The sequence below is a fragment of the Hymenobacter endophyticus genome (assembly GCF_032464715.1).
GTDB lineage: Bacteria > Bacteroidota > Bacteroidia > Cytophagales > Hymenobacteraceae > Hymenobacter > Hymenobacter endophyticus.
In genome coordinates, this window is the sequence record NZ_JAWDJT010000002.1 from 301,850 (window position 1) to 323,039 (window position 21,190).

The window sequence follows — 21,190 nt, forward strand, 5'->3', positions numbered from 1 at the left end:
GTGATTTACTGACGCGCGCCTACTACCACTGTTTTGCGGTACTCGCGCTTCTGGCCGCCGCTGGGCCGAAACAGCTCCACGTGCAGGATGTAGTAGCCCACGCTGGCTTTCTGGCCCCGGTCGGTTAGGCCGTCCCACTGCCAGGTGCCTTGCGTGGCCAGCGTTTCGTTGCGCACGAGGCGGCGGGCCAAGCGGCCCTGGGCATCATAAATGGTCACAGAACCGGCATAGCCCGGTTGGTCGAGCTGGTAGGCTAGAGTAGTGAAGTCCTGCTGGCCGTCGTCGTCGGGGGTAAAGATTTCCGGCTCCAGCGTGAGTACGCCAGTGCCCGTCACGTCGGGCTGCTGCTGGGAGTTGGGGCGGCCGGGCGTGGCGTAGCCCACACTGCCCGCCGCCGAGTGAAAGTTGCTTGCCTCGCTCGGGCCAGCAGCTCGAATCCGCTCCAGGGAAACACCTTCCACATTATCCAGCAGCTTCAGGTGTTGGGTGGCAGCGTAGGCGTATTTGTCCAGTAGCTGCCCCCGGCTATCGAATAGCACTACCGTGCCCCCATCATCCGGGAAGGTGGGCAGGGCCAGGAGTTGGAGTAGGTGAGCTGCGTCGGTGCTGTTGGGGTACTGCTGCTGCACAATATCGGGGCGAGTGGTGAAGGCCAGCAGGCCACCGGGCGGGAGCAGTACCGGCGCGCTGCTAATGGGCTCCGCATCCACAGAGTTATCAGGGCGCTGGTTGCCCAATTGCCAGCCCTGCAAATCCAGAAACTTGCCGGAGCGGTTCAGGATTTCCACGAAATCCACGCCCCCGGTACGCGGGTTGAACAGGATTTCATTGATAACTACGTCCCCCGTAGCCACCGGTACCGGCAAAGCCAACGTGGCCGAAGTAACCGGGCCGCTGGCATTGCCGGCGCAATCCACGGCCCGCTGGGCGGTTACCGTTAGCGGCTGATTGGCGGTGAGTGGAGCGGCCAGTACCAAATCCACCAACCGGAAATCTGATCCTACCGGCGCGGCGCGCAGGGTGCTGGCGGTTGGGGTGATAGTGTACAGCGCCACGTTAGCCGCCGCCACGCTGTCCAGCTTCTCGCCGAAATAGAGCCGCACAGTAGTTGGGTTCAGAGCCAAGGCGCGGAGCAGGGCTGGCGGCGTGCGGTCGGGGTTGGCGGTACGCACCGAGTTGGCGCGGCCGGGCGTGCCGCCGCTAGGGTCTTCGCTGGCTTTCCAGTTTTCGGCGCCGGCGCAAGGGTTAGCGGTATCCAGCATTTCCAGCGTCCAGCCTCCCTCCTTCTTGCGCGCGTCCCGGTACCAGGCATCCGAGTAGCTCACCTCAAACAGCGTGCGGCCATCTTTGCCGCGCAGTACCAGCTGGTCGGTGGCGTTGCTGAGACTGGGGAAGTTGGTGAGGCCGAATACCTTGCCGTAACCCGCAAACAGCGCCGCACGGGTACTGCCGCACACCACGGCATACTCGCCCGGCAAGAGCAACGCCCCGGCCGGAAACACCGCCGGGTTGCTGGTACTGCCCGGTTTCAACAGCCGCACACCTGCCAAATCCACCACGGCCGTAGCCGAGGGGTTATGGATTTCGATGAACTCCGAAGCGGGCAGCCCCACCACCGGCGTTTCATCGGCCATGATTTCGATGATGAGCAGCTGATTAAAGACAGGCGGCACCGCAAACCCATTATTCTGAAAAGTAGCCGTAAGCGGGCCGGCCGCCACGTTGCCAAACGCATCAGCCACATTGCGGGCCTCCACAGTGATACTGCCCAAGGGCAAATCGGCGGCCAACGTGAGGTGTACCACGGTGGGGTCCTGGGCATCCCGGGCGGCAGCCGTTACGGCCGGACTACCCGTACTCAGCCGGTAGCTGGCCGCCGACTGCGTAGCCGCTACAGCCTCGTTGAAGCCAAGGTCAAGCTGACGGGCAGAGGGGGCACCGGCCTGCAGCAGCAGTGGCCCGGTGGCGTCCGTCACCCGGAAATCGTCAAAATAGAACGCCCGGTTGTTCGTGGATGAATACGTGCAGTACACTCCGAAATATGCACTACGCTGGTGAGTTACATCAGTAGCCGTGCCCTCACTCACGTAGGTGGTGCCGCCGGCCAAATCCCGCTCCAGCGTCCAAAGACCCGCCGTACTGCGCGTCACGCGTACCCGCACTAGGTTGTTGTTTGTGGAGCTGAGCGTGGCGTCCTGGCCATTGATGACATATACCGGGCTGCCGGTAGCGTCTTTGCGGAATAGGGCCACCTCGTCGGGCGTACCGCCGAGGCGCACGAAGTAGCCTTTGGTGCCGCTGGCTTTGAGGTCGGGCTGGTCGGCCATGAGCCACACATCGGCGTAGTTGCCGCTGCTGGTGGCTAGTTTCAGGTTGGCCCAAAACTCCCAGGTAGTACCGGTAGTGGCCGCGCAGGGCGTTACCAGCTGCAGCTCGGTGCCAGTGGTGGCAGCACCGTTGGTTTGCAGCTGCAGGGCCGCGTTTACCTGAAAAGACGCCGCGTCGCCGGTCCAGGTGGGGTTCTGAGTGAAGTTGCCGTCGGCGAAAGTATCCGCAAGCTGAGCAGTAGCAGTACGCGCAAAAAGCAGCGCCAGGAAGGGTAGCAGTAGTTTTTTCACATTGAATAGGGGTTGTTGGCGCTGCCGGGAGCCGCATTTGCCCAAGCCACGCCACGTATCACTGCCTGAAATATACCCAGAAATCAATGCCCGCGCCACCGTACCTTTACGCCTCTTAAAACTCGCAACTCCATGAAAGTAGCCGTAGTAGGTGCCACCGGCCTGGTAGGTACTGAGATGCTGAAAGTGCTGGCTGAGCGCCAGTTTCCCGTAACCGAACTGCTGCCTGTGGCCTCTGCCCGGTCGGTGGGCCAGGAAATTGAGTTTCAGGGCAAGAAATATAAGGTGGTGAGCATGGACGACGCCATTGCGGCCCGTCCCGCCGTGGCCATTTTCTCGGCCGGCGGCTCCATCAGCAAGCAGGAAGCCCCGCGCTTCGCCGAAGTGGGTACCGTGGTTATCGACAACTCCTCGGCCTGGCGCATGGACCCCACCAAGAAGCTGGTAGTGCCCGAAATCAACGCCAAGGAGCTGACTCCTGCCGATAAAATCATTGCCAACCCCAACTGCTCCACCATTCAGATGGTGGTGGCCCTCAACGAGCTGCACAAGCGCTATAAGGCCCAGCGCATTGTGGTGAGCACCTACCAAAGCGTAACCGGCACCGGCAAGCAGGCCGTGGACCAGCTGCTGGAAGAGCGTGCCGGCCAGACGCCCAGCAACCCCGCCTACCCCCACCGCATCGATCTGAACGTGCTGCCCCACATCGACGTGTTCGAGGACAACGGCTACACCAAGGAGGAAATGAAGATGGTGAACGAGACGAAGAAAATCTTCGGCGACGATCAGATTCGGGTGACGGCCACCACCGTACGCATCCCCGTGATGGGCGGCCACTCCGAAGCCGTAAACGTGGAATTTGCGGAGGAATTTGACCTAGCCGAAGTGCGCGACATCCTCCGCCAGACCGAAGGCGTGGAGCTGGTGGACGACGTGAAGAACAACGTGTATCCCATGCCCAAAGACGCCCACGGCCGCGACGCCGTGCTCGTTGGCCGCCTCCGCCGCGACGAAACCCAGCCCCGCACCCTCAACCTGTGGGTGGTGGCCGACAACCTGCGCAAAGGCGCCGCCACCAACGCCGTGCAAATTGCCGAGGCCATGCTGAAAATGGGCTTGCTGGAGGCTTAGAAAACCTGATTTTGATCTAGGGGGCTGTTTTATACAGGAAAAAGAACGGTCATGCAGAGCGGAGCGAAGCATCTCGCCTGCTGACGTTGCAGAACTATTCAGGCATCAGCACGCGAGATGCTTCGCTCCGCTCTGCATGACGTTCCACGACTTCCTAAACAGCCCCAACGAAAAAAGCTCCTTCGGTTAGCCGAGGGAGCTTTTTTCATAGAATCAGCAGCAGCTTACTTGGCTAGCTTAGCTTTCAGGTTCTCATCAAGTGCAGCCAGGAACTCCTCGGTGTAGAGATAGTCGCGGCCGTGCTCTACTTTATTGCCGTGGATGCAGACGGCCAAATCCTTGGTCATTTTGCCGCTTTCCACAGTTTCAATGCACACCTGCTCCAGAGCGTGGCAGAAGTCAATCAGCTCCTGGTTGTTATCCAGCTTGCCGCGGAACTCCAGGCCGCGCGTCCAAGCGAAGATACTGGCAATGGGGTTGGTGCTGGTGGGTTTGCCTTTCTGGTGGTCACGGTAGTGGCGCGTTACGGTGCCGTGGGCGGCTTCGGCCTCCATCGTGCCGCCGTCGGGCGTAACCAGCGTGGAGGTCATCAGGCCGAGCGAGCCGAAACCCTGGGCCACGGTGTCGCTCTGCACGTCGCCGTCGTAGTTTTTGCAGGCCCACACAAAGTTGCCGTTCCATTTCAGGGCCGAGGCTACCATGTCGTCAATCAGGCGGTGCTCGTAGGTAATACCGGCGGCCTGGAATTTGGCCAGATAGTCCTGCTCGTAAATCTCCTGGAAGATGTCCTTGAAGCGGCCATCGTACTTTTTCAGGATGGTGTTCTTGGTGCTCAGGTACAGGGGCCAGCCTTTGCTTAAAGCCTGGTTGAAGCAGGCGTGGGCGAAGCCGCGGATGCTTTCATCGGTGTTGTACATGGCCAGGGCCACACCGTCGCCTTTGAAGTTGTACACCTCAAACGACTGCGCCTCACCGCCGTCCTCGGGCTGGAAGCTGATGGTCAGCTTGCCTTTGCCTTTGGTCACGAAGTCGGTGGCGCGGTACTGGTCGCCGAAGGCGTGGCGGCCGATGCAGATCGGGGCCGTCCAGTTGGGTACGAGGCGGGGCACGTTGCTCATCACAATGGGCTCCCGGAATACGGTTCCGTCGAGGATGTTGCGGATGGTGCCGTTCGGCGACTTCCACATCTGCTTCAGGCCGAACTCCTGCACGCGCTCCTCGTCGGGGGTGATGGTGGCGCACTTGATGCCCACGCCGTACTGCTTGATGGCGTTGGCGGCGTCGATGGTTACCTGGTCGTTGGTTTCGTCGCGGTACTCAATGCCCAGGTCGTAGTATTTAATGTCCAGCTCCAGGTAGGGCGTAATCAGCTTGTCCTTGATGAACTTCCAGATGATGCGCGTCATTTCGTCGCCATCCAGCTCAACTACCGGGTTTGCTACTTTGATTTTGGTCATGGGTAAGTGGGGATTAAGTGGTCAATCTGTGCGCCAAGGGCATGGCAGGGTGTGCATTTCGGGGCCGTTGCAAGCCCGAAAGCGGGCCCAAGCTACGGCTACATCCGGTAATAACACCTACCGGGGCCAGCGGTTCTCCGGTGCGGTACGTAACCGGGGCGCCCTGCGGCTACCCCCGTGCCGGCAGAATAGCCGAAATCCGCAGTTAGCCGAACACCACGCCCGCAAAATCCACCACGGCGCGGCGGGTGAGTTCGGGCTCCTCGAAGTAGCCCAAGTGGCCTACATTGCTGAGTAGCAGGGTGTGGCTTTGGGCCGGCAGGGCCAGTTGGGGCAGCAGGCTTTCGGTGGGCACGGCCACATCCTCCTTGCCCGCAATAAACAGCACCGGGAAGCGGGCTTCGCGCAGGATGTCGGTGCGGTCGGGACGGTTTTTCATGGCTTCCAGCGCGCCCAGCACAGTAGCTTCGGGCGTGGCCCGGCCGATATCTTCCAGAAACGCGCGCTGCTCCAGCATACTTTCCCGGTTGGCCGGCGCAAACAACGGCCGGATAAACGACTCCATGAACTTATCGACGCCGTGACGGCGCACGAAATCCATGTTTTTGTCCCGATTAGCTTTTTTCTCCGCCGTATCGGGCAGGGCGGTGCTGTGGAAAAGCACGAGGCCAGCCACCATTTCGGGGTAGCGCTCCGCAAACGCTAGGGCCACATAACCACCCATGCTGTGGCACACCAGCAGGGCCCGCTCCACGTTTTTCTGGCGTAGCTGCTCGGCCACGTAGCGGGCTTGGGCCTCCATGGAGTAGTCCCGGATATCGTGCACATTGGTACCGTGGCCGGGCAGGTTGAGCGTGAGCAGGCGGTAGCCGTCGGGAAAGTCGCGGGTGAATTCCGTCCACACTTCGCGGGACTCGGCAAAGCCGTGCAGGAACAGGATGGTGGGGTGAGCCGTGGTCATAGGAAAAGCCCGCTAGGCAAGCGGCCGAAAGCTGGTTGGATGAGCATAATTACGCACTTTTGCCCGGTTCCTACTTCGTACACATATTCTCATGCCAATTATTGAGCGTCGTTACTATCACTATGCCATTGCCGTAGGGGCGGGCCTTCTTGTGGCATTGCTGGGCCGTTTCGTCTTTGGATCCGATATCCTGAATGCCGGCGGCGGACTGCTTATGCTCTGCTTTCTGCTGTTGATTCCAATGGCCTTAGGCGCGGTTACGGCCCACTTCACCCCCGGTTATATGTCGCGCACATGGCGGGCGGTGTGGGGGCCCCTCTGTACAGTATTGCTGTTTCTGTTCTGCGCGTTGCTGTTTCATTTAGAAGGCCTGATTTGCGTGCTGATTATTTCGCCGCTCTTCCTGTTTACCTCCTGGCTGGGGGCCATCCTCTACCTGGCCATAACCAACAACAAACCCGATAAAAACCGGACGTACACGGTGGCGGTATTTGCGCTGCTGCCGTTTCTGCTGGCCCCGCTCGAAGCCCAGCTCAACGCACCTACGGATAACCGCCGTGTCGAAAACACTATTCTGATTCAGGCCCCGGCCGCCGTGGTGTGGCAGCACATTATTCGGGTTCCTCCCATCCAAGCCCACGACTTGGGCCCTAGCTTGGTTGATAAAATTGGGTTCCCGCGCCCCGTAGAGGCCACGCTCAGCCACGAGGGCGTGGGTGGAGTGCGCCGGGCCACGTTTGAGCGGGGCGTTGAGTTTATCGAAACAGTGGATTTGTGGGAGCCGCAACGGCGCTTGTCGTTCAGCATTGTGCCCAATACGGCCACTATTCCGCCTACCACCTTCGACGAGCACGTAACCGTGGGCGGCCGGTTTTTCGACGTATTGCGCGGCACCTACGAGCTACAACCCGCCGGCCCCGGCCGTACCCACCTCGTGCTCTACAGCCAGCAACGCCTCAGCACCCGCCTCAACCCCTACGCCGGCCTCTGGACCGATTATGTGATGAGCGAAATCCAGCGCCGCATTCTGGAAGTAATCAAGCGCCGGTGTGAGGCTGACCAACAGAGTACCGCCAGCCGTTAACGCCAAAACGCCCGCTTCCTGCAGCAGGAAACGGGCGTTCTATAAAATTCTCGTCGCGGCGGGCGGCCTCATTGAAGGAGCCTTAGGTGTGCGGTCCGGTGCGGGAGGTAAAGTGGCTGTTTAGGCTTGCTTGGCGAACTGCACGCTGGCAATCAGCTTCACGTCCTCGCCTACCACAATGGAGCCGGCTTCAGTGATGCCTTCCCAGGTCAGGCCAAAGTCTTTGCGGTTGATTTTGCCGCTCACTTCAAAGCCGGCCTTGGTGTTGCCGTAGAAGTCGGTAGCGGTGCCGCCATACTCAACATCCAGGGTAACGGGCTTGGTTACGTCCTTGATGGTGAGGTTGCCGGTGAGTTTATAGTCGGAGCCGGATTTGGTCAGGCCCGTCGATTCGAAGGTGATGTTGGGGTAGGTACCTACGGCGAAGAAGTCGTCGGCCTTCAGGTGCTGGTCGCGCTGCTCCTGGTTCGTATCAATGCTGTCCACATCGAGGCTCACATGCACCTTGGCGTTGTCGAAGGCGTCGCCTTCGGTTTCAGCCGTGCCTTCAAACTTCTTGAACGCGCCGGTTACCGTTGAAATAACGAGGTGCTTGATCTTGAACTGTACTTCGGAGTGCATCGGGTCCAGAACCCATTTGGTAGTCGCCATAACAGTAGGTAGTTGAGGGGTGAAGTTGAACACTGTAAGAACTCAGGCAAGCTACACTGCCGCGCCGAACTCCTGACAAATGTACGTACTTATTTCACAAATGATGTATATACATCTATTTATTTTCAATTGGCTTTTGATAGAAAAATAAAAAGCCCCGCTAGATGAATCCAGCGGGGCTTCCATTTCTATACTAGTTCTAGCTTACAGCAGCACCGTTTCCAATGGGGCAGTAGCAGCTACCTTACCGTTCATTTCGCGCAGGGCGGCGGCAATACTGGCGGCATCGAAGCCGCACTCCTTGTACAGCTCGTCCTGGGTGCCGTGCTCCACAATACGGTCGGGAATACCGAGGCGCTTCACGGGGAGGCTGTACCCGTGGTCGGCGAGGAATTCCAGCACGGCCGCACCGAAACCGCCGGGCAGGCAACCGTCTTCTACGGTTACAATGGCTTTGTACTGGCGGGCAATGTTGTGGAGCATTTCCTCGTCCAGCGGCTTGCAGAAACGCATGTCGTAGTGGCCGGGGTTGAGGCCTTCGGCCGCGAGCTGCTGGGTGGCTTTCACGGCATAGTTGCCGATGTGGCCGATGCTGAGTACCGCCACGCCTTCACCCTCACGCACCACGCGGCCGGTACCCACGGTAATTTTCTTCAGGGGCTTGCGCCACTCCGGCATCACGCCTTCGCCGCGGGGGTAGCGGATGCTGAACGGACCGGCGTTTTCGGACAGGGTGGCCGTATACATCAGGTTGCGCAGCTCTTCCTCATTCATCGGGGCCGACACCACCATGTTGGGGATGCAACGCATGTAGGCCAGGTCGTAGCAGCCGTGGTGGGTGGGACCGTCGGCACCGGCGAAACCGGCCCGGTCGAGGCAGAACACTACGTGCAGCTTCTGCAGGGCCACATCATGCAGCACCTGGTCGTAGGCGCGCTGCATGAAGGATGAGTAGATGTTGCAGAATGGTACCAGACCCTGGGTAGCAAGGCCGGCCGAGAAAGTCACGGCGTGTTGCTCGGCAATGCCCACGTCGAAGGCACGGTCGGGCATAGCCTTCATCATGATGTTGAGCGAGCAGCCCGAGGGCATGGCTGGCGTCACACCCATGATTTTGTCGTTCTGCTCGGCCAGCTCCACAATAGTGTGCCCAAACACATCCTGGTACTTGGGTGGCTGGGGCTTCTCGTAGGTTTTGGTGTGGATTTCGCCGGTCACCTTGTCAAACAGGCCGGGCGCGTGCCAGAGGGTTTGGTCTTTCTCCGCCAGCGCGTAGCCTTTGCCCTTCACCGTTACGCAGTGCAGGATTTTGGGGCCCGGGATGCTCTTGAGGTCGTTGAGGATGGTGGCCAGATGCTGCACGTCGTGCCCGTCCACGGGGCCAAAGTAACGGAAGTTCAGGGCCTCAAACAGGTTGCTTTGCTTGAGCAGGGTCGCCTTCATGGCCGACTCCACTTTGCGGGCAATCTGCTGGGGGTTGGGGCCGAACTTGCTGAGCTTGCCCAACACGTTCCACAGCTCGTCGCGCACTTTGTTGTAGGTGCGGGAGGTGGTAATATCGGTGAGGTATTCTTTGAGCGCGCCCACGTTGGGGTCGATACTCATGCAGTTGTCGTTGAGGATAACCAGCAGGTTGGATTTCTCCACGCCGGCGTGGTTGAGGGCTTCAAAAGCCATACCGGCCGTCATGGCGCCATCCCCGATTACGGCAATGTGCTGGCGGTCGAATTCGCCTTTATAGTCAGACGCCACGGCCATGCCCAGGGCCGCGCCGATGCTGGTGCTGCTGTGGCCTACCCCGAAGGCATCGTACTCACTTTCGCTGCGCTTGGGAAACCCCGACATGCCGTTGTAGCGGCGGTTTGTGGGGAACCGGTCGCGGCGGCCGGTCAGGATTTTGTGGCCATAAGCCTGGTGGCCCACATCCCACACCAGCTGGTCGTAGGGCGTGTTGAACACGTAGTGCAAGGCCACCGACAGCTCAACTACCCCCAGCGAGGCGCCGAAGTGGCCGCCGTAGATGGAAACCGTATCAATAATAAACTGCCGCAGTTCCTGGCTCACCTGCACCAATTGGTCGGGACTGAGCTTTTTCAGGTCGTCAGGCGAATTTATTTCCGCCAGCAGGGCACCAGGTTCGACAATCATGTGCGGGGGGTAGGAAAAGGGGATATTTGCTAGGCAACCGGCAACTACCGATAAAGGTTAGGCAGTTACTGAATGCGTAAATGTACACCAGGCAAAGGTACGGGTTTTCCGCACGGCCGGTTGAACCGTCGAGTTACGAAATTCGGCGGTGTATTGGTTGAACTGCGGCACCAACACCTGTTGTTTACTACCACTTTACTATCCCCGCCTACGCAAATCCGTACCTTTAGCCGCACCCACCGCCACTCCGCAATGCCCCAGCTCACCCAACCCCAGGCCGAAGACCAGCAGCTGCTCGATAAGCTCCGCCCCTCGCGGATTGTGCTGCCGGTGCTTATTGGCCTGAGCGTAGTGGGCTTTATGTTCTGGCGCAGCTACAAACCCGGCGACCTGGCCCCGCTGGCTAATGCCAAACCACTCTGGCTGCTGCTGATGCTGGTAGTGCTGGTGGCCCGCGACGCCGGCTACGTCTACCGCATCCGGTACCTCACCGAGAAAGTGCTAAGCTGGCGGGCTGCCCTGGATGTGATTATGCTCTGGGAGTTCTCGTCCTGCGTGCTGCCATCGGCGGTGGGCGGTACGGCCGTGGCTCCGGTGTTGCTGCACAAGGAGGGTATTCCGCTGGGCAAATCGGTGGCCTATATTATGGCCACGGCCATGCTCGACAACCTGTACTATGTACTGATGGTGCCGCTGGTAGTGCTCATCGGGGGGGATGCGCTGTACCCGCACGAAGCCTTACAGGGCGGACTGATGGCAACGCTTCGCGCAGGATTTGTACTGAGCTACGTGTTCGTGACGGCCTACGCCCTGCTGATGCTGTACGCCATTTTTGTGAACCCACAATCGGTGCGGCGGCTGTTTATCCGGCTGTTTACCATGCGGGGGCTGCGGCGCTGGCGCAACAAGGCCTACCAGCACGGCAACGAGCTGGTGCTAGCCTCGGCCCAGCTGCGCGGCAACGGCTGGGGCTACTGGCTGCGGGCAGCCCTGAGCACAGCGTTTGTCTGGACGGCCCGCTACCTGGTTATCGGCTGCCTGATTGCGGCGTTTATTGACGTGAGCTGGCCGGAGTTCTGGCTGATTTTCGGCCGCAACCTCACCTATAAAGTCATCCTGCTGATTGCCATTACGCCCGGCGGCGCGGGAGTTGCCGAGGGCGCCTTCCCCACCTTCTTCGGCAAGTTCATCGGCACACCCACCATGACCAATTTCATGGTGCTGCTTTACCGTATCGTCACGTATTACCTGTATTTGGTGTTGGGGGCCGTGTTCCTGCCCCGTTGGGTTACGCGCATTTATGGCAAGCGGAAGGTGGAGCAGGTAATGCACTCATAGACTGTCATTGCGAGCAAAGCGAGGAATCCGGGTTACGTTGTTGATGCGCTAACCCCAGATTCTTCGCTTTGCTCGGTATAACCCGCTTTACCTGGTGACTTCCAGCGTTGGAGCTGCCTCAACCGGTGTAGGGCGCTGGTAGGTTTGCCAGAAATCCGGGCGGTTTGAAACTTTGCCAACCTGCCAGATACCCGTACTGTCGCCGCGCAGCTCAGGCCGGGCATTGGGGTCGGGCACCTCAGCCGCCGGCACAACTACTGGCGGCGCGTAGTATACGTCGCAGGTTTTCTGGTTGTAAAAATGCCGGCCGCGGCCACTTAGCATGTGGCCAACCTCCAGGGCCTGCGCCACGCTGGCGCTGGCATAGTAGCGGCCGTTACCCGCTTGCTGATACGTTACGACGTGCGTGGTTCGGTGGTCCTGGTACACCGCGTTGAAGAAGTGGCGGATGTTGCTTTTAGTGCCATAGTATTTGTGTGCTATGGCGTTTACTTCCGCCGTGTCGTGCTGCCAAAGGCTTTCGTAGCGCACCACCGCGTAGTCTTGCTCACGCACGTATATTCTGCCCGAGTAGCCCTGAATGAAACCCATGCCGGTGGCCCGGTGGCTGGCCTTCTTGGCCGCGAAGCTGAGTACGTAGTACACTTCTCCGCCACGTTGTTCTATGCTATCCAGCTGCAGCCGGAAGCGGCCTAGCGTGGCCGATTTAAACAGCGGCGAAACCCGCACCGGGTCGAAGCCGCCGGAAAAACCGTAGCCTGGCTCACTGTACGCGCGGCCGTCAGCCTTTGTAGTTGCCTCCCGTTTCTCCTGTACCTGTATAACCGGCCGCTTTTCCAGCATCAGAAAGCCGCCCGCCCAATGCTGGTAGCCCGCAGGCGTCCATTGCCGGCCGGTGTATTCCAGCTCATGACGCAGCGTATCATACCCCATAATGCGGCGGTGCACGTACAGATCCTGGGCATAGTCCTGCCGCTCGTAGTTGGTTTCAATGGCCTTGATAACCTTTTTCATAATGCGCTTTGGGTCCTGCGACTGGGCACTCACGCGCACATCGGCCAGGGCGAAGGCCGCCGGAACCAGGCGCACCTGTAGGGCCGTAGGGTTCTGCGCCGCTAAGGTGGCCGGTTCGTAGCCAATGCTGCTTACCTGCACTTGCTCCCCCAAGCGGGCCTCCAGCCGGAACCGGCCCTGGGCATCGGTAACGGTGCCGGCGCTGCGAGACGGAATGGCTACAGTAGCAAAGGGAACCGGCTGGCCGGTTTTACGGTCGAGCACTGTACCACTGAGCACAAGCGCCGCGCCGGTTTTCCCTGCGGCTGGGCGCACAGTAGGGCTTTGCCGGCTCAGCACGGCGGGCGGAGCCGCAGCGGCTACCGCCTCGGTGGGCGTAGCAGCGGCTGTGGCTTGTGCGGGCTGGGGTGGGGCTACGGTTTTCAGGTAGAGCAGCCCATCAATTGCTTCACTCCAGGGGCCTGATATTGGCAGAAATTCAAATGCGTAAGTGGTGAGCCGGCGGCCCGGGGCATCGTGCTTCAGGCTCACAAAGCTGTACTCGGAGCCCTGGGCCAGCAACTCGGCTTCCAGCGTACCGGGAGCCGGGACTGGAACGGGTTGCTGTTTGCCCCAGTACCCAAACCCGTGCGTGCCGCTACCCGCCACCGTGCTCAGCACGTACACGGCCTCTTCCCCCAGCGCGGCCTTCACCGCTTGGCCCATGGGCCGGAAACCCTTCAACTCCTCACTTTCCAAACCGGCCGTTTTGTTGGACAGGTGCCCGATGGCACCCCAGCAAATCACCTTTTCCTGGGGGTGGTTGCGCAGGTACCATAGCAGGTTATCGGCCATTTGAGCGTCGCGGGCGTTGCTGTCGGCGGCCTTAAACGTGGCCGAGTCTTTGGCGCCGGGGTCGTTACTCGCGTAGTCCTGGGCCAGGGCCTGCACACTCCGCAGCTGCTGCAGCCAGAAGCCGGCCCGCTCCCGGCGCTTGGCGTCCGGGCCAACAGCTACTTTATCCAATATTTTACGCGCCTTGCCAAGCTGCATCTTGAAGAAAACCAGCTGGTGCGAAGGAGGAAAAATGTTGTGCTCCCCCATAGTACTGATGCACTCATCCAGGTAGTCGTAGGCTATGTCGGAGCTGCCTTTTTCGGGCTTCAGGAAGGTTTCCAGCTCGTCCAGCATATCGTCGTGCCCCCAGCCCACCTGCGAGTCGAAGCCGGCTACGTGCAGCTTACCCTTGCCTAGCAGCGGCAGCAGCGCCTGAAACTCCCGGGTTTCCGTCCAGACCGGGTACACGGAAGCGGCAATGGCAGCCGGGACCGGAGTGCCCGCCTGAATTGCGCGCTCGGCCTGATCCAGCGGATACAGGCTGCTTTCGAACGCCACGGTGGTAAAGCCCATGCGCTCCGCCAGAAACCGGATCAACCGGACTTTGGCCTCCGTGGCCGTACCCACGCCATGCGTAGGCTCACCCAGCATGACTACCCGTGCCGGACCAATTTCCTGCCGTAAAAACTCCAGGTCACTTAAATCAGCATCTGTTGGGCTAATGGTGCGCACCGGGTATGTTTTGATTGGCGCAGCGGCCGCCGTAATACCGGGCGCATTTTGGGCCAGTAGCGGTCCGGCCAACACACTCAGCAAGCCACTCAGGGCCAGCATCCGAATAGAAAACATAGAAACAATAATATGTAGTGGGCCAGCAAGCTACATACTTCCGCTAACACGCATCAAAAAAGCCCTTCCGCACTGGGCAGAAGGGCTTTTTTAAGTTTTTTGGACTGCTATACAAACCTAACAGCGGGGTTATTCTTTTTCGAGCTTTAACTCGGCGCCGGTAGGAGCTTTTAGCGTCAGCTTGTCGTCGGTGAGGGTTACTACATCAAACGTGTTGCTTTGGGCCGCGCCGTCGGGGGTCATGGTGATTTTTTTACCGGCTTGGTCAAAGTCATACTTACCGTTTACGGCACCAGCGGCCGAGGTCATGTTGTACTGGCCGTTAGCGAAGAAGGTAATACGCTCATCTTCCTGCGCGTCAGTCTGTTTTACTTTGTCGCCGGTGGAGCTCAGCTCCTTATCGGTTTTCCATACTTTGCTTTGGGCACCATACAGCATATTTACGCCTTCTACTTTGCCCTCTTTGCTGCCGCAGGATGCAGCCGTGAAGAGAACCAACAATACCAGCAGGCTGGCCAGGAGGCGGAAGGGAGAGGTCAGGGTTTTCATGGGGAGAGTGGATAGGGTTAAGGATGTGGCAAACTCAACGGCGCAACGGCCGATAATGCGTCTAGTACGGAACCCCACCGCAAGATGTTTGCCCGGCAGATGCTTGCTTCAGTAGAATATAGTGCAGCTATAACCTAATGGCCGCCACGGCGTAAGAAGCATCTGACTGACTGCCAACCCGGCCGAATGTCGGTGCTTCCCCTCCCACTCTTAACGATTCTACTCCTATGGGACTGTTTGATTTTCTCTCGAACGACGGCGAAAAGAAACCCGTTGAGCCAGCCGCCAAACCTGCCGCCGGTGGTGCTACCGACTTTTTCGGCAACGCCAACCAGCCCGCCGCTACCGAAGGCGAAACCTATACCGTAGTAAGCGGTGATTCCCTTTCGAAAATTGCCCGCAATCACTACGGCGACGGCACCAAGTGGCACCAGATTTACGAGGCCAACAAGGCTATCATTGGCTCCGACCCCGACAAGATTGAAGTAGGCCAGGTGCTTACCCTGCCTAAAGCTTCCAGCTAAGGTTAATTCTTGAAAATATGCAAAAAGCCGCTCTTATAAGAGCGGCTTTTTTTTGTGTGCCAACGCTCCTGTTACTCGCAATAGCTCAGCTTGGCTGCTCACTGGAACTGTTGGCTTATACAGATCAGCTTAGTCACTTCTTTACTTCGCTCAGCACATCCACTTTAACTTATACTTTTTCTATTTTCTCATTACCAATATGTTATGCATAATTTTATGCATTTATAAAACCGCATTAGCCAGAAAAATAATTTCAGTCCTTTTCCCCGGCAATGCTTGCATATATCAAATCTTCGTTTATACCTTTGCATTACCAACTCGGTACTCCTCCGCTCGCGGCGGGGAAGTTCTCATAGGATTTATACAGAAGTGGCGAGAGAACAGGCTCCCTGACCCACTGGCAACCTTCGACCGCGCGAAAGGTGCCAATTCCTGCCCGACCAGCCATCCGGCGGCGGGGCATATAACCCAGGAGTACCATGGAAAACACCCTCGCTTTCGCCTTTTTAGCCCCTACCGCCTCAGCCGCCGTTGCGCCTGCTGTTCTGCCGTGGGGTTTTTGCGTTGCCCCGGCTGCCTCAGCCGCCACCGGCCGAATGCGAATGCGTTGCTGTAGCAGCGCGTGTTGTTGCTGTTGCTAGCCGCAAGCCCGACCCCGCAGCCCTCCTTCTTCCCAGCCTAGCTCCGGCCCGAGCCGAAGGTGCCCGCTGCTAGGCACTCGCCAGCCAGTCTATCCACTACCAGCTTCATCGTCAGCAACTTGACGTGAATGCCGTGGCCTTATCCTCCGTGGTGGCTCTCCCTTTCAGGTTCCCTTCCTACCCCAACGTCTTCAAACTTAGCCCTGCCATGTCCACGCAGAACTTCCACTTCGAGACCCTCCAACTCCACGCCGGCCAGCAGCCTGACCCTGTAACCGGCTCCCGCGCTGTGCCCATTCACCAGACTACCAGCTACGTGTTCAAGAATGCTGAGCACGGCGCTAACCTGTTTGCCCTGAAGGAGTTTGGCAACATTTATACTCGCCTGATGAACCCGACTACCGACGTGTTCGAGCAGCGGGTGGCGGCGCTGGAAGGCGGCGTGGCAGCTCTGGCGGTATCCTCGGGGCAGGCGGCGCAGTTCATTGCCCTCAACAACATTTTGCAGGCCGGCGACAATTTCGTGAGCACCACGCACCTGTATGGCGGCACTTATAACCAGTTCAAAGTGGCCTTCAAGCGTTTGGGCGTTGAAGTGCGCTTTGCTGACGGCGACCAGCCCGCCAAGTTCGAAGCCCTGATTGATGAGCACACCAAGGCTATTTACCTGGAAACCATTGGTAACCCCAGCTTTAGCATTCCGGATTTTGAGGCCATTGCTGCCATTGCCCGCAAGCACGATTTGCCGCTTATTGTGGACAACACCTTCGGGGCCGGCGGCTACCTGTTCCGCCCCCTGGAGCACGGGGCCAACATTGTGGTAGAATCGGCCACGAAGTGGATTGGCGGCCACGGCACCAGCGTGGGCGGCGTGATTGTGGACGGTGGCACCTACGACTTCGGTAACGGCAAATTCCCGCAGTTTACGGAGCCCTCCGACGGCTACCACGGCCTGATCTTCAACGACGTATTCGGCAAAAACGGCCCGTTTGGCAACATTGCCTTTATTATTCGGGCCCGGGTGGAGGGGCTGCGCGACTTTGGCCCCTCGCAAAGCCCATTTAACTCCTTCCTGCTGCTGCAGGGCCTGGAAACGTTGAGTCTGCGGGTGGAGCGCACCGTAGAAAACGCCTTGCGCGCGGCCACCTGGCTGGAGCAGCATCCGCAGGTGGAAGTCGTGAACTATCCTGGCCTGAAAAGCAGCCCCTACCACACCCTGGCTCAGAAGTACCTGAAGCGCGGCTACGGCGGAGTACTCACTTTTGCCATCAAAGGCTCCAAGGAAACGGCCACTCAGTTCATTGATAACCTGAAGCTGGTAAGCCACCTGGCCAACGTAGGCGACGCCAAAACGCTCATCATTCAGCCCTCGGCCACCACGCACCAGCAGCTTTCGGAGCAGGAGCAGCGCGCGGCCGGCGTGTCGCCCACGTTACTGCGCCTGTCGGTGGGCATTGAGCATTTTGAGGACATCCGGGCCGATTTGCAGCAGGCGTTTGACGCGGTACGCAACGCCGCCTCGCCCAATACTACTCAGGGCACCCTGCTGCCCGAGCCCGAAACGGAACACGCTGCACCGCTGGAAGTGTAAAACTTGAGAGGGGTTGAGGCCGCCGGAGGCAGGTGAGAGAGCCGCCGGAGGCACAACTTCCAGCACGCAGCGCGGGCACCCATTCCGGTTTTTGTGAGAGAGAAACCGGGAGTACCAGTGGTGTCCGCACCTAGCCGGGGCGGAGTCGGGTAGAATTCGACTCCGCCCGCGGGCTAATTTTTGATTTATGGTAGCTAGGTAAAATCAGAGCATCCTGTTTCCACAAGCTCAGCATGATGGCTTTTTAGCCCCATCCTACCCTACTGCATTCCTACAGCACTCCTATAAAATGCCTTCCGAAGATTTCCATGTGTTTCGTTTGCCCCGGCCACTGCGGCTGGAAAACGGGGCCGTGCTGCCGCACGTGGAGGTAACCTACCACACCTACGGGCAGTTGAGCCCCACCCGCGACAATGTGCTGTGGGTGTGCCATGCCCTCACAGCCAACTCCGACGTGCAGGAGTGGTGGCCCGGTTTGGTGGGTCCCGGTTGTCATTTCGATCCGAGCGAGTGGTTTATCGTGTGCGCCAACGTGCTGGGCTCCTGCTACGGCACCACTGGTCCGCTCACCCCCGACCCCACCCGTGGGGAAGCTGCCTACCAACAGTTTCCGCTTATTACCATCCGCGACATGGTGACGGTGCACGAAGCGCTGCGGGAACACCTGGCCCTGGCACGCATCCATACCTTGCTTGGGGGCTCCTTGGGCGGGCAGCAGGCCGTGGAATGGGCCGTGCAGCGCCCGGCCGTGTTTGAGAACCTGGTGCTGCTGGCCACCAGTGCCCGGCACTCGGCCTGGGGCGTTGCCTTCAACGAAGCGCAACGGCTGGCCATCTTCGCCGACCCAACCTATCAGCAGGCTACACCGGCGGGCGGGGCGGCGGGCTTGCGGGCCGCGCGGGCTGTGGCCTTACTCAGCTACCGCAGCCACGATGCCTACGGCAGCACCCAAACCGACCCGGAGGAGGCCAAAATCACCGATTTTTTGGCCAGCTCTTACCAGCGTTACCAGGGTGATAAGCTAGTAGCCCGCTTCGATGCCTACAGCTACGTGACGCTCAGCCACGCCATGGACTCGCACAACGTGGGGCGGGGCCGGGGCAGCGTGCAGGCGGCGCTGGGCCGCATCCGGGCCCGCACGCTGGTGCTGGGCATTACCTCCGATGTGCTTTTCCCGCCCCAGGAGCAGCAGCTGCTGACGCGCTACATCAGAGGGGCCATGTATGCCGAAATGCACTCCCAGTACGGCCACGACGGCTTTCTGATTGAAACCGCTCAAATCACTCATTTCCTCGAACGATTCTACGTCCAGACATATGTCCACTAACCTTGCTTCCCTGCCCGTTTCCGCTGTTTCTGCCCCTGCCCAGGCGTGGCGGGTGGGTTTGATTGGGTTTGGCTGCGTAGGCCAGGGCTTGTACGATATTCTGCAACAGCACCCGGAAAGCAGCTTCGTTATCAGCCGCATTGCCGTAAAAAACCCCCATAAAGCCCGCCCCCTGCCCGCAGAGCGGTTTGAGTTTGACGCCCAGGCGCTGCTTACCGATGATTCCCTGGACGTGCTGGTGGAACTCATTGATGATGCGGACACGGCATTTCGGCTGGTGAGCGAGGCGTTGCGCCGGGGCCGCCGCGTGGTGACGGCCAACAAGGCCATGTTGGCCCGTCACTTGCCCGAATTGGTGCAGCTGCAGCGCACCGGGCAGGGCACTTTGCTGTATGAAGCGGCCGTATGCGGTAGCATCCCCATTATCCGGACGCTGGACGCCTATTTTGGACAGGAGCCGCTACGCCGCCTCACGGGTATTCTGAACGGCTCCTCCAATTACGTGCTCACGCGCATGGGTGAGGATGGCTCCGACTACGCGCCGGCGTTGCGGGAAGCCCAGCACAAAGGCTTCGCCGAAACCGACCCGACCCTGGATATGGCCGCTTTCGACCCGCGCTCCAAAGCCGTGCTGCTAGCCGCTCACGCCTATGGCTCCTTCCTGAACCCGGAAGAAGTGCTGAATCTGGGCATTGAGGGCATCAGTGCCGTGGATATTGCCTTTGCCGCCAGCCAGGGCCAGAAAATAAAAGTAGTAGCCGGCTTGCAGCGCCTGGCCGATGGCCGCATAACCGCCCTGGTAACCCCACAGCTAGTGGGCCCCGAGTCGCCGCTGTACACTGTTGACCATGAGTTTAATGGCGTAGTGCTGGAGGCCGATTTTGCCGGGGAGCAGTTTCTGCGGGGGCGTGGGGCCGGCGGGCACCCTACCGGCTCGGCCGTACTGGCCGATTTGGTTGCGCTACGCCAGGGCTTCGCTTACCACTACCCCAAAGCCGCTGCCCCCGCCGAATACGCCTCCGACCTGGAAGTGGAAATTTACCTGCGCACCGATGAGGACCGCCTCATTGACCTGCTCGACTTCAGCGAAATTTCGGAGGAAGCCGATGAGGACGAATATGTGGTAGGCTACGTGGCCCTGGCTAACCTCATCCGTCACCGCGACACACTGCGCAAATACGGCGCGTTCATTGTGCGTACCGGCCGCCTCCGCCCCGTCAGCAATGAGGTGTTGGTAGCTGAGGTTTTAGCATAACCTCACGTTTTTCGAGAATCATTTATCGGGTGTTCTGCTGCCTCTTCCGAGTAGCGGGGCACCCGGTTTTTACTGAGGCGGCCCGGCTCCGGCAGCTTCCGGAGTTGTAGGTTGTGGGCGCGTCTGTACAGAATCTGGTTCGGTTTTTAGCAGAGCGGGCTGCCATTCCAAGGCCGGTTGAGGAGGGAGTAGAGTTATGCGCCGAGGTAAAAGCAGGGCGGTAACCTGGGCTTCACGGCGCGGACTCAAGGCCGCTGCCAGCAGGGGGCCAGGTGCCCCGTTTCCCAGCAAAGGCCGCAAGAAGTCGCGCACGGCCACGAAAGCCGAGTCGATGTAGGTAGGCTCGAAGGAATACGGCACGTGGCCGGCCCCGCGCAGGCGGCGCAGCACGTTGGGTACGCCCACGGCGTTGGCGCGCACACGCAGCGCCCCGCTGCCGTATACCAGCTGGGCCGGCAACTGCGCCCCAATGGTGCCTTTGCCGTAGGGTACCAACCCGTCGCGGGTGCCGTGCACGCTGCACAGCGGAGGGTCGCCGGCTTCCAGCCAACTCGCTCTGGCTAGTGCCCCGCACAGGTTTACTACCCCCCGGGGTCGGCTGCTGAATTTGGCATTTCCCCCCGTGCCTTCCAGTCCGCCCAGGGCTGCTATATCCAGGTAGGCGGGTACTTCGGAGGCTTTGTTGAGGTAGCCGGTTTGCAACGCCATGAAGCCCCCGGCCGAGGAACCGCCCACGAACACGTACTGCGGGTGCACACGGTATTTATGAGCCGTGGCGGCATCGTGGCGGAAAAAGCGCACGGCCGCCCGCATATCCTGGGTAGCCCGAACAGCCGCCCGGCCAATGCCCACGGTATCAAACGGGAAGAAATAGAGTCGGTAATCAATGGTAGCGGCCACATAGCCCAGGCGAGCCAGGCGGGTGCACAGGGCCGTCATTACGGCATCGTCGCGGGTGCCAGTCAGGAAGCCGCCCTCGTGGGCCAGTACTACCAGGGGGCGGCGGCGCACGGTGTCGCCCTGGGGCTCGTACACGTCCATGTACAGCGTCTGGGGCAAACCCAACATGGTGGTGACGTGGGCAAACTCCACGTTGCGGCGCACCTGCACCTGGCGGAACACCGGGCGGTGGTAGCGGCCGTGGGTGGTATCAATGGAGGCCGCCGACTGCGCCCGGGCCCCCATATTCAGCAACAACAATAGCCCAAGCAGCCAACCGTATTTCATGCAAAAAAG

At 59.8% G+C, this 21,190-nt stretch carries 15 protein-coding genes and 1 riboswitch; of the genes, 7 read left to right on the top strand and 8 right to left on the bottom strand.

The annotated features are described in order from the left end of the window. Positions 1-5: 5 nt before the first annotated feature. Positions 6-2,618 (bottom strand): lamin tail domain-containing protein, encoded by a 2,613-nt coding sequence (locus ROI90_RS03695; protein ID WP_315996978.1) that lies wholly within the window; start codon positions 2,616-2,618, stop codon positions 6-8. A 132-nt stretch (positions 2,619-2,750) separates the two neighbouring features. On the opposite strand from ROI90_RS03695, the gene ROI90_RS03700 reads away from it, so the two are divergent. Next, a complete protein-coding gene (locus ROI90_RS03700; RefSeq protein ID WP_315996979.1) occupies positions 2,751-3,749 on the top strand; it encodes an aspartate-semialdehyde dehydrogenase in 999 nt (332 codons plus the stop codon). Positions 3,750-3,973: 224 nt separating this feature from the next. Here the strand turns inward: ROI90_RS03700 and ROI90_RS03705 are convergent, their stop codons facing one another. Beyond that, complete coding sequence (locus ROI90_RS03705) at positions 3,974-5,206, bottom strand: isocitrate dehydrogenase (NADP(+)) (RefSeq protein WP_315996980.1); 1,233 nt, start codon at positions 5,204-5,206, stop codon at positions 3,974-3,976. 205 nt (positions 5,207-5,411) lie between these two features. Then, positions 5,412-6,167, bottom strand: coding sequence for an alpha/beta fold hydrolase (locus tag ROI90_RS03710; RefSeq protein ID WP_315996981.1), 756 nt, complete (start codon positions 6,165-6,167; stop codon positions 5,412-5,414). A 91-nt stretch (positions 6,168-6,258) separates the two neighbouring features. Here ROI90_RS03710 and ROI90_RS03715 point away from each other — a divergent pair, with 91 nt between their 5' ends. Continuing rightward, positions 6,259-7,251, top strand: a complete 993-nt coding sequence (locus tag ROI90_RS03715) for an SRPBCC family protein (protein WP_315996982.1) — start codon at positions 6,259-6,261, stop codon at positions 7,249-7,251. Positions 7,252-7,371: 120 nt separating this feature from the next. Here the strand turns inward: ROI90_RS03715 and ROI90_RS03720 are convergent, their stop codons facing one another. Together ROI90_RS03720 and dxs are read right to left on the bottom strand one after the other, a co-directional pair. Beyond that, positions 7,372-7,902: a YceI family protein gene (locus tag ROI90_RS03720; RefSeq protein WP_315996983.1), complete on the bottom strand. Its 531-nt coding sequence runs from the start codon at positions 7,900-7,902 to the stop codon at positions 7,372-7,374. A 204-nt stretch (positions 7,903-8,106) separates the two neighbouring features. After that, entirely contained in the window at positions 8,107-10,050 is a 1,944-nt protein-coding gene (gene dxs, locus ROI90_RS03725) for a 1-deoxy-D-xylulose-5-phosphate synthase (protein WP_315996984.1), read from the bottom strand. 252 nt (positions 10,051-10,302) lie between these two features. Here dxs and ROI90_RS03730 point away from each other — a divergent pair, with 252 nt between their 5' ends. Beyond that, the gene (locus ROI90_RS03730; RefSeq protein WP_315996985.1) at positions 10,303-11,388 is read left to right on the top strand and encodes a lysylphosphatidylglycerol synthase transmembrane domain-containing protein; all 1,086 of its coding nucleotides are present in this window, start codon (positions 10,303-10,305) and stop codon (positions 11,386-11,388) included. 87 nt (positions 11,389-11,475) lie between these two features. On the opposite strand, the gene ROI90_RS03735 is transcribed toward ROI90_RS03730, so the two are convergent. Together ROI90_RS03735 and ROI90_RS03740 are read right to left on the bottom strand one after the other, a co-directional pair. Beyond that, the gene (locus ROI90_RS03735) at positions 11,476-14,067 is read right to left on the bottom strand and encodes an erythromycin esterase family protein (RefSeq protein WP_315996986.1); all 2,592 of its coding nucleotides are present in this window, start codon (positions 14,065-14,067) and stop codon (positions 11,476-11,478) included. A gap of 129 nt (positions 14,068-14,196) precedes the next feature. Further along, a complete protein-coding gene (locus ROI90_RS03740; RefSeq protein ID WP_315996987.1) occupies positions 14,197-14,616 on the bottom strand; it encodes a lipocalin family protein in 420 nt (139 codons plus the stop codon). A 227-nt stretch (positions 14,617-14,843) separates the two neighbouring features. Here ROI90_RS03740 and ROI90_RS03745 point away from each other — a divergent pair, with 227 nt between their 5' ends. The 4 genes from ROI90_RS03745 to ROI90_RS03760 all read left to right on the top strand — a co-directional run bounded on the left by ROI90_RS03745 (position 14,844) and on the right by ROI90_RS03760 (position 19,954). Next, positions 14,844-15,140: a LysM peptidoglycan-binding domain-containing protein gene (locus tag ROI90_RS03745; protein WP_315996988.1), complete on the top strand. Its 297-nt coding sequence runs from the start codon at positions 14,844-14,846 to the stop codon at positions 15,138-15,140. Between the two features lie 356 nt (positions 15,141-15,496). Beyond that, positions 15,497-15,610, top strand: a riboswitch (SAM riboswitch). 379 nt (positions 15,611-15,989) lie between these two features. Next, positions 15,990-17,372: an O-acetylhomoserine aminocarboxypropyltransferase/cysteine synthase family protein gene (locus tag ROI90_RS03750; protein ID WP_315996989.1), complete on the top strand. Its 1,383-nt coding sequence runs from the start codon at positions 15,990-15,992 to the stop codon at positions 17,370-17,372. A gap of 289 nt (positions 17,373-17,661) precedes the next feature. Beyond that, entirely contained in the window at positions 17,662-18,699 is a 1,038-nt protein-coding gene (gene metX / locus ROI90_RS03755) for a homoserine O-acetyltransferase MetX (protein ID WP_315996990.1), read from the top strand. Further along, complete coding sequence (locus ROI90_RS03760; RefSeq protein ID WP_315996991.1) at positions 18,689-19,954, top strand: homoserine dehydrogenase; 1,266 nt, start codon at positions 18,689-18,691, stop codon at positions 19,952-19,954. Before metX ends, ROI90_RS03760 begins: the two co-directional genes overlap by 11 nt. A 69-nt stretch (positions 19,955-20,023) precedes the next feature. On the opposite strand, the gene ROI90_RS03765 is transcribed toward ROI90_RS03760, so the two are convergent. Further along, positions 20,024-21,181: an alpha/beta hydrolase gene (locus tag ROI90_RS03765; protein WP_315996992.1), complete on the bottom strand. Its 1,158-nt coding sequence runs from the start codon at positions 21,179-21,181 to the stop codon at positions 20,024-20,026. Between the last annotated feature and the right edge of the window lie 9 nt (positions 21,182-21,190).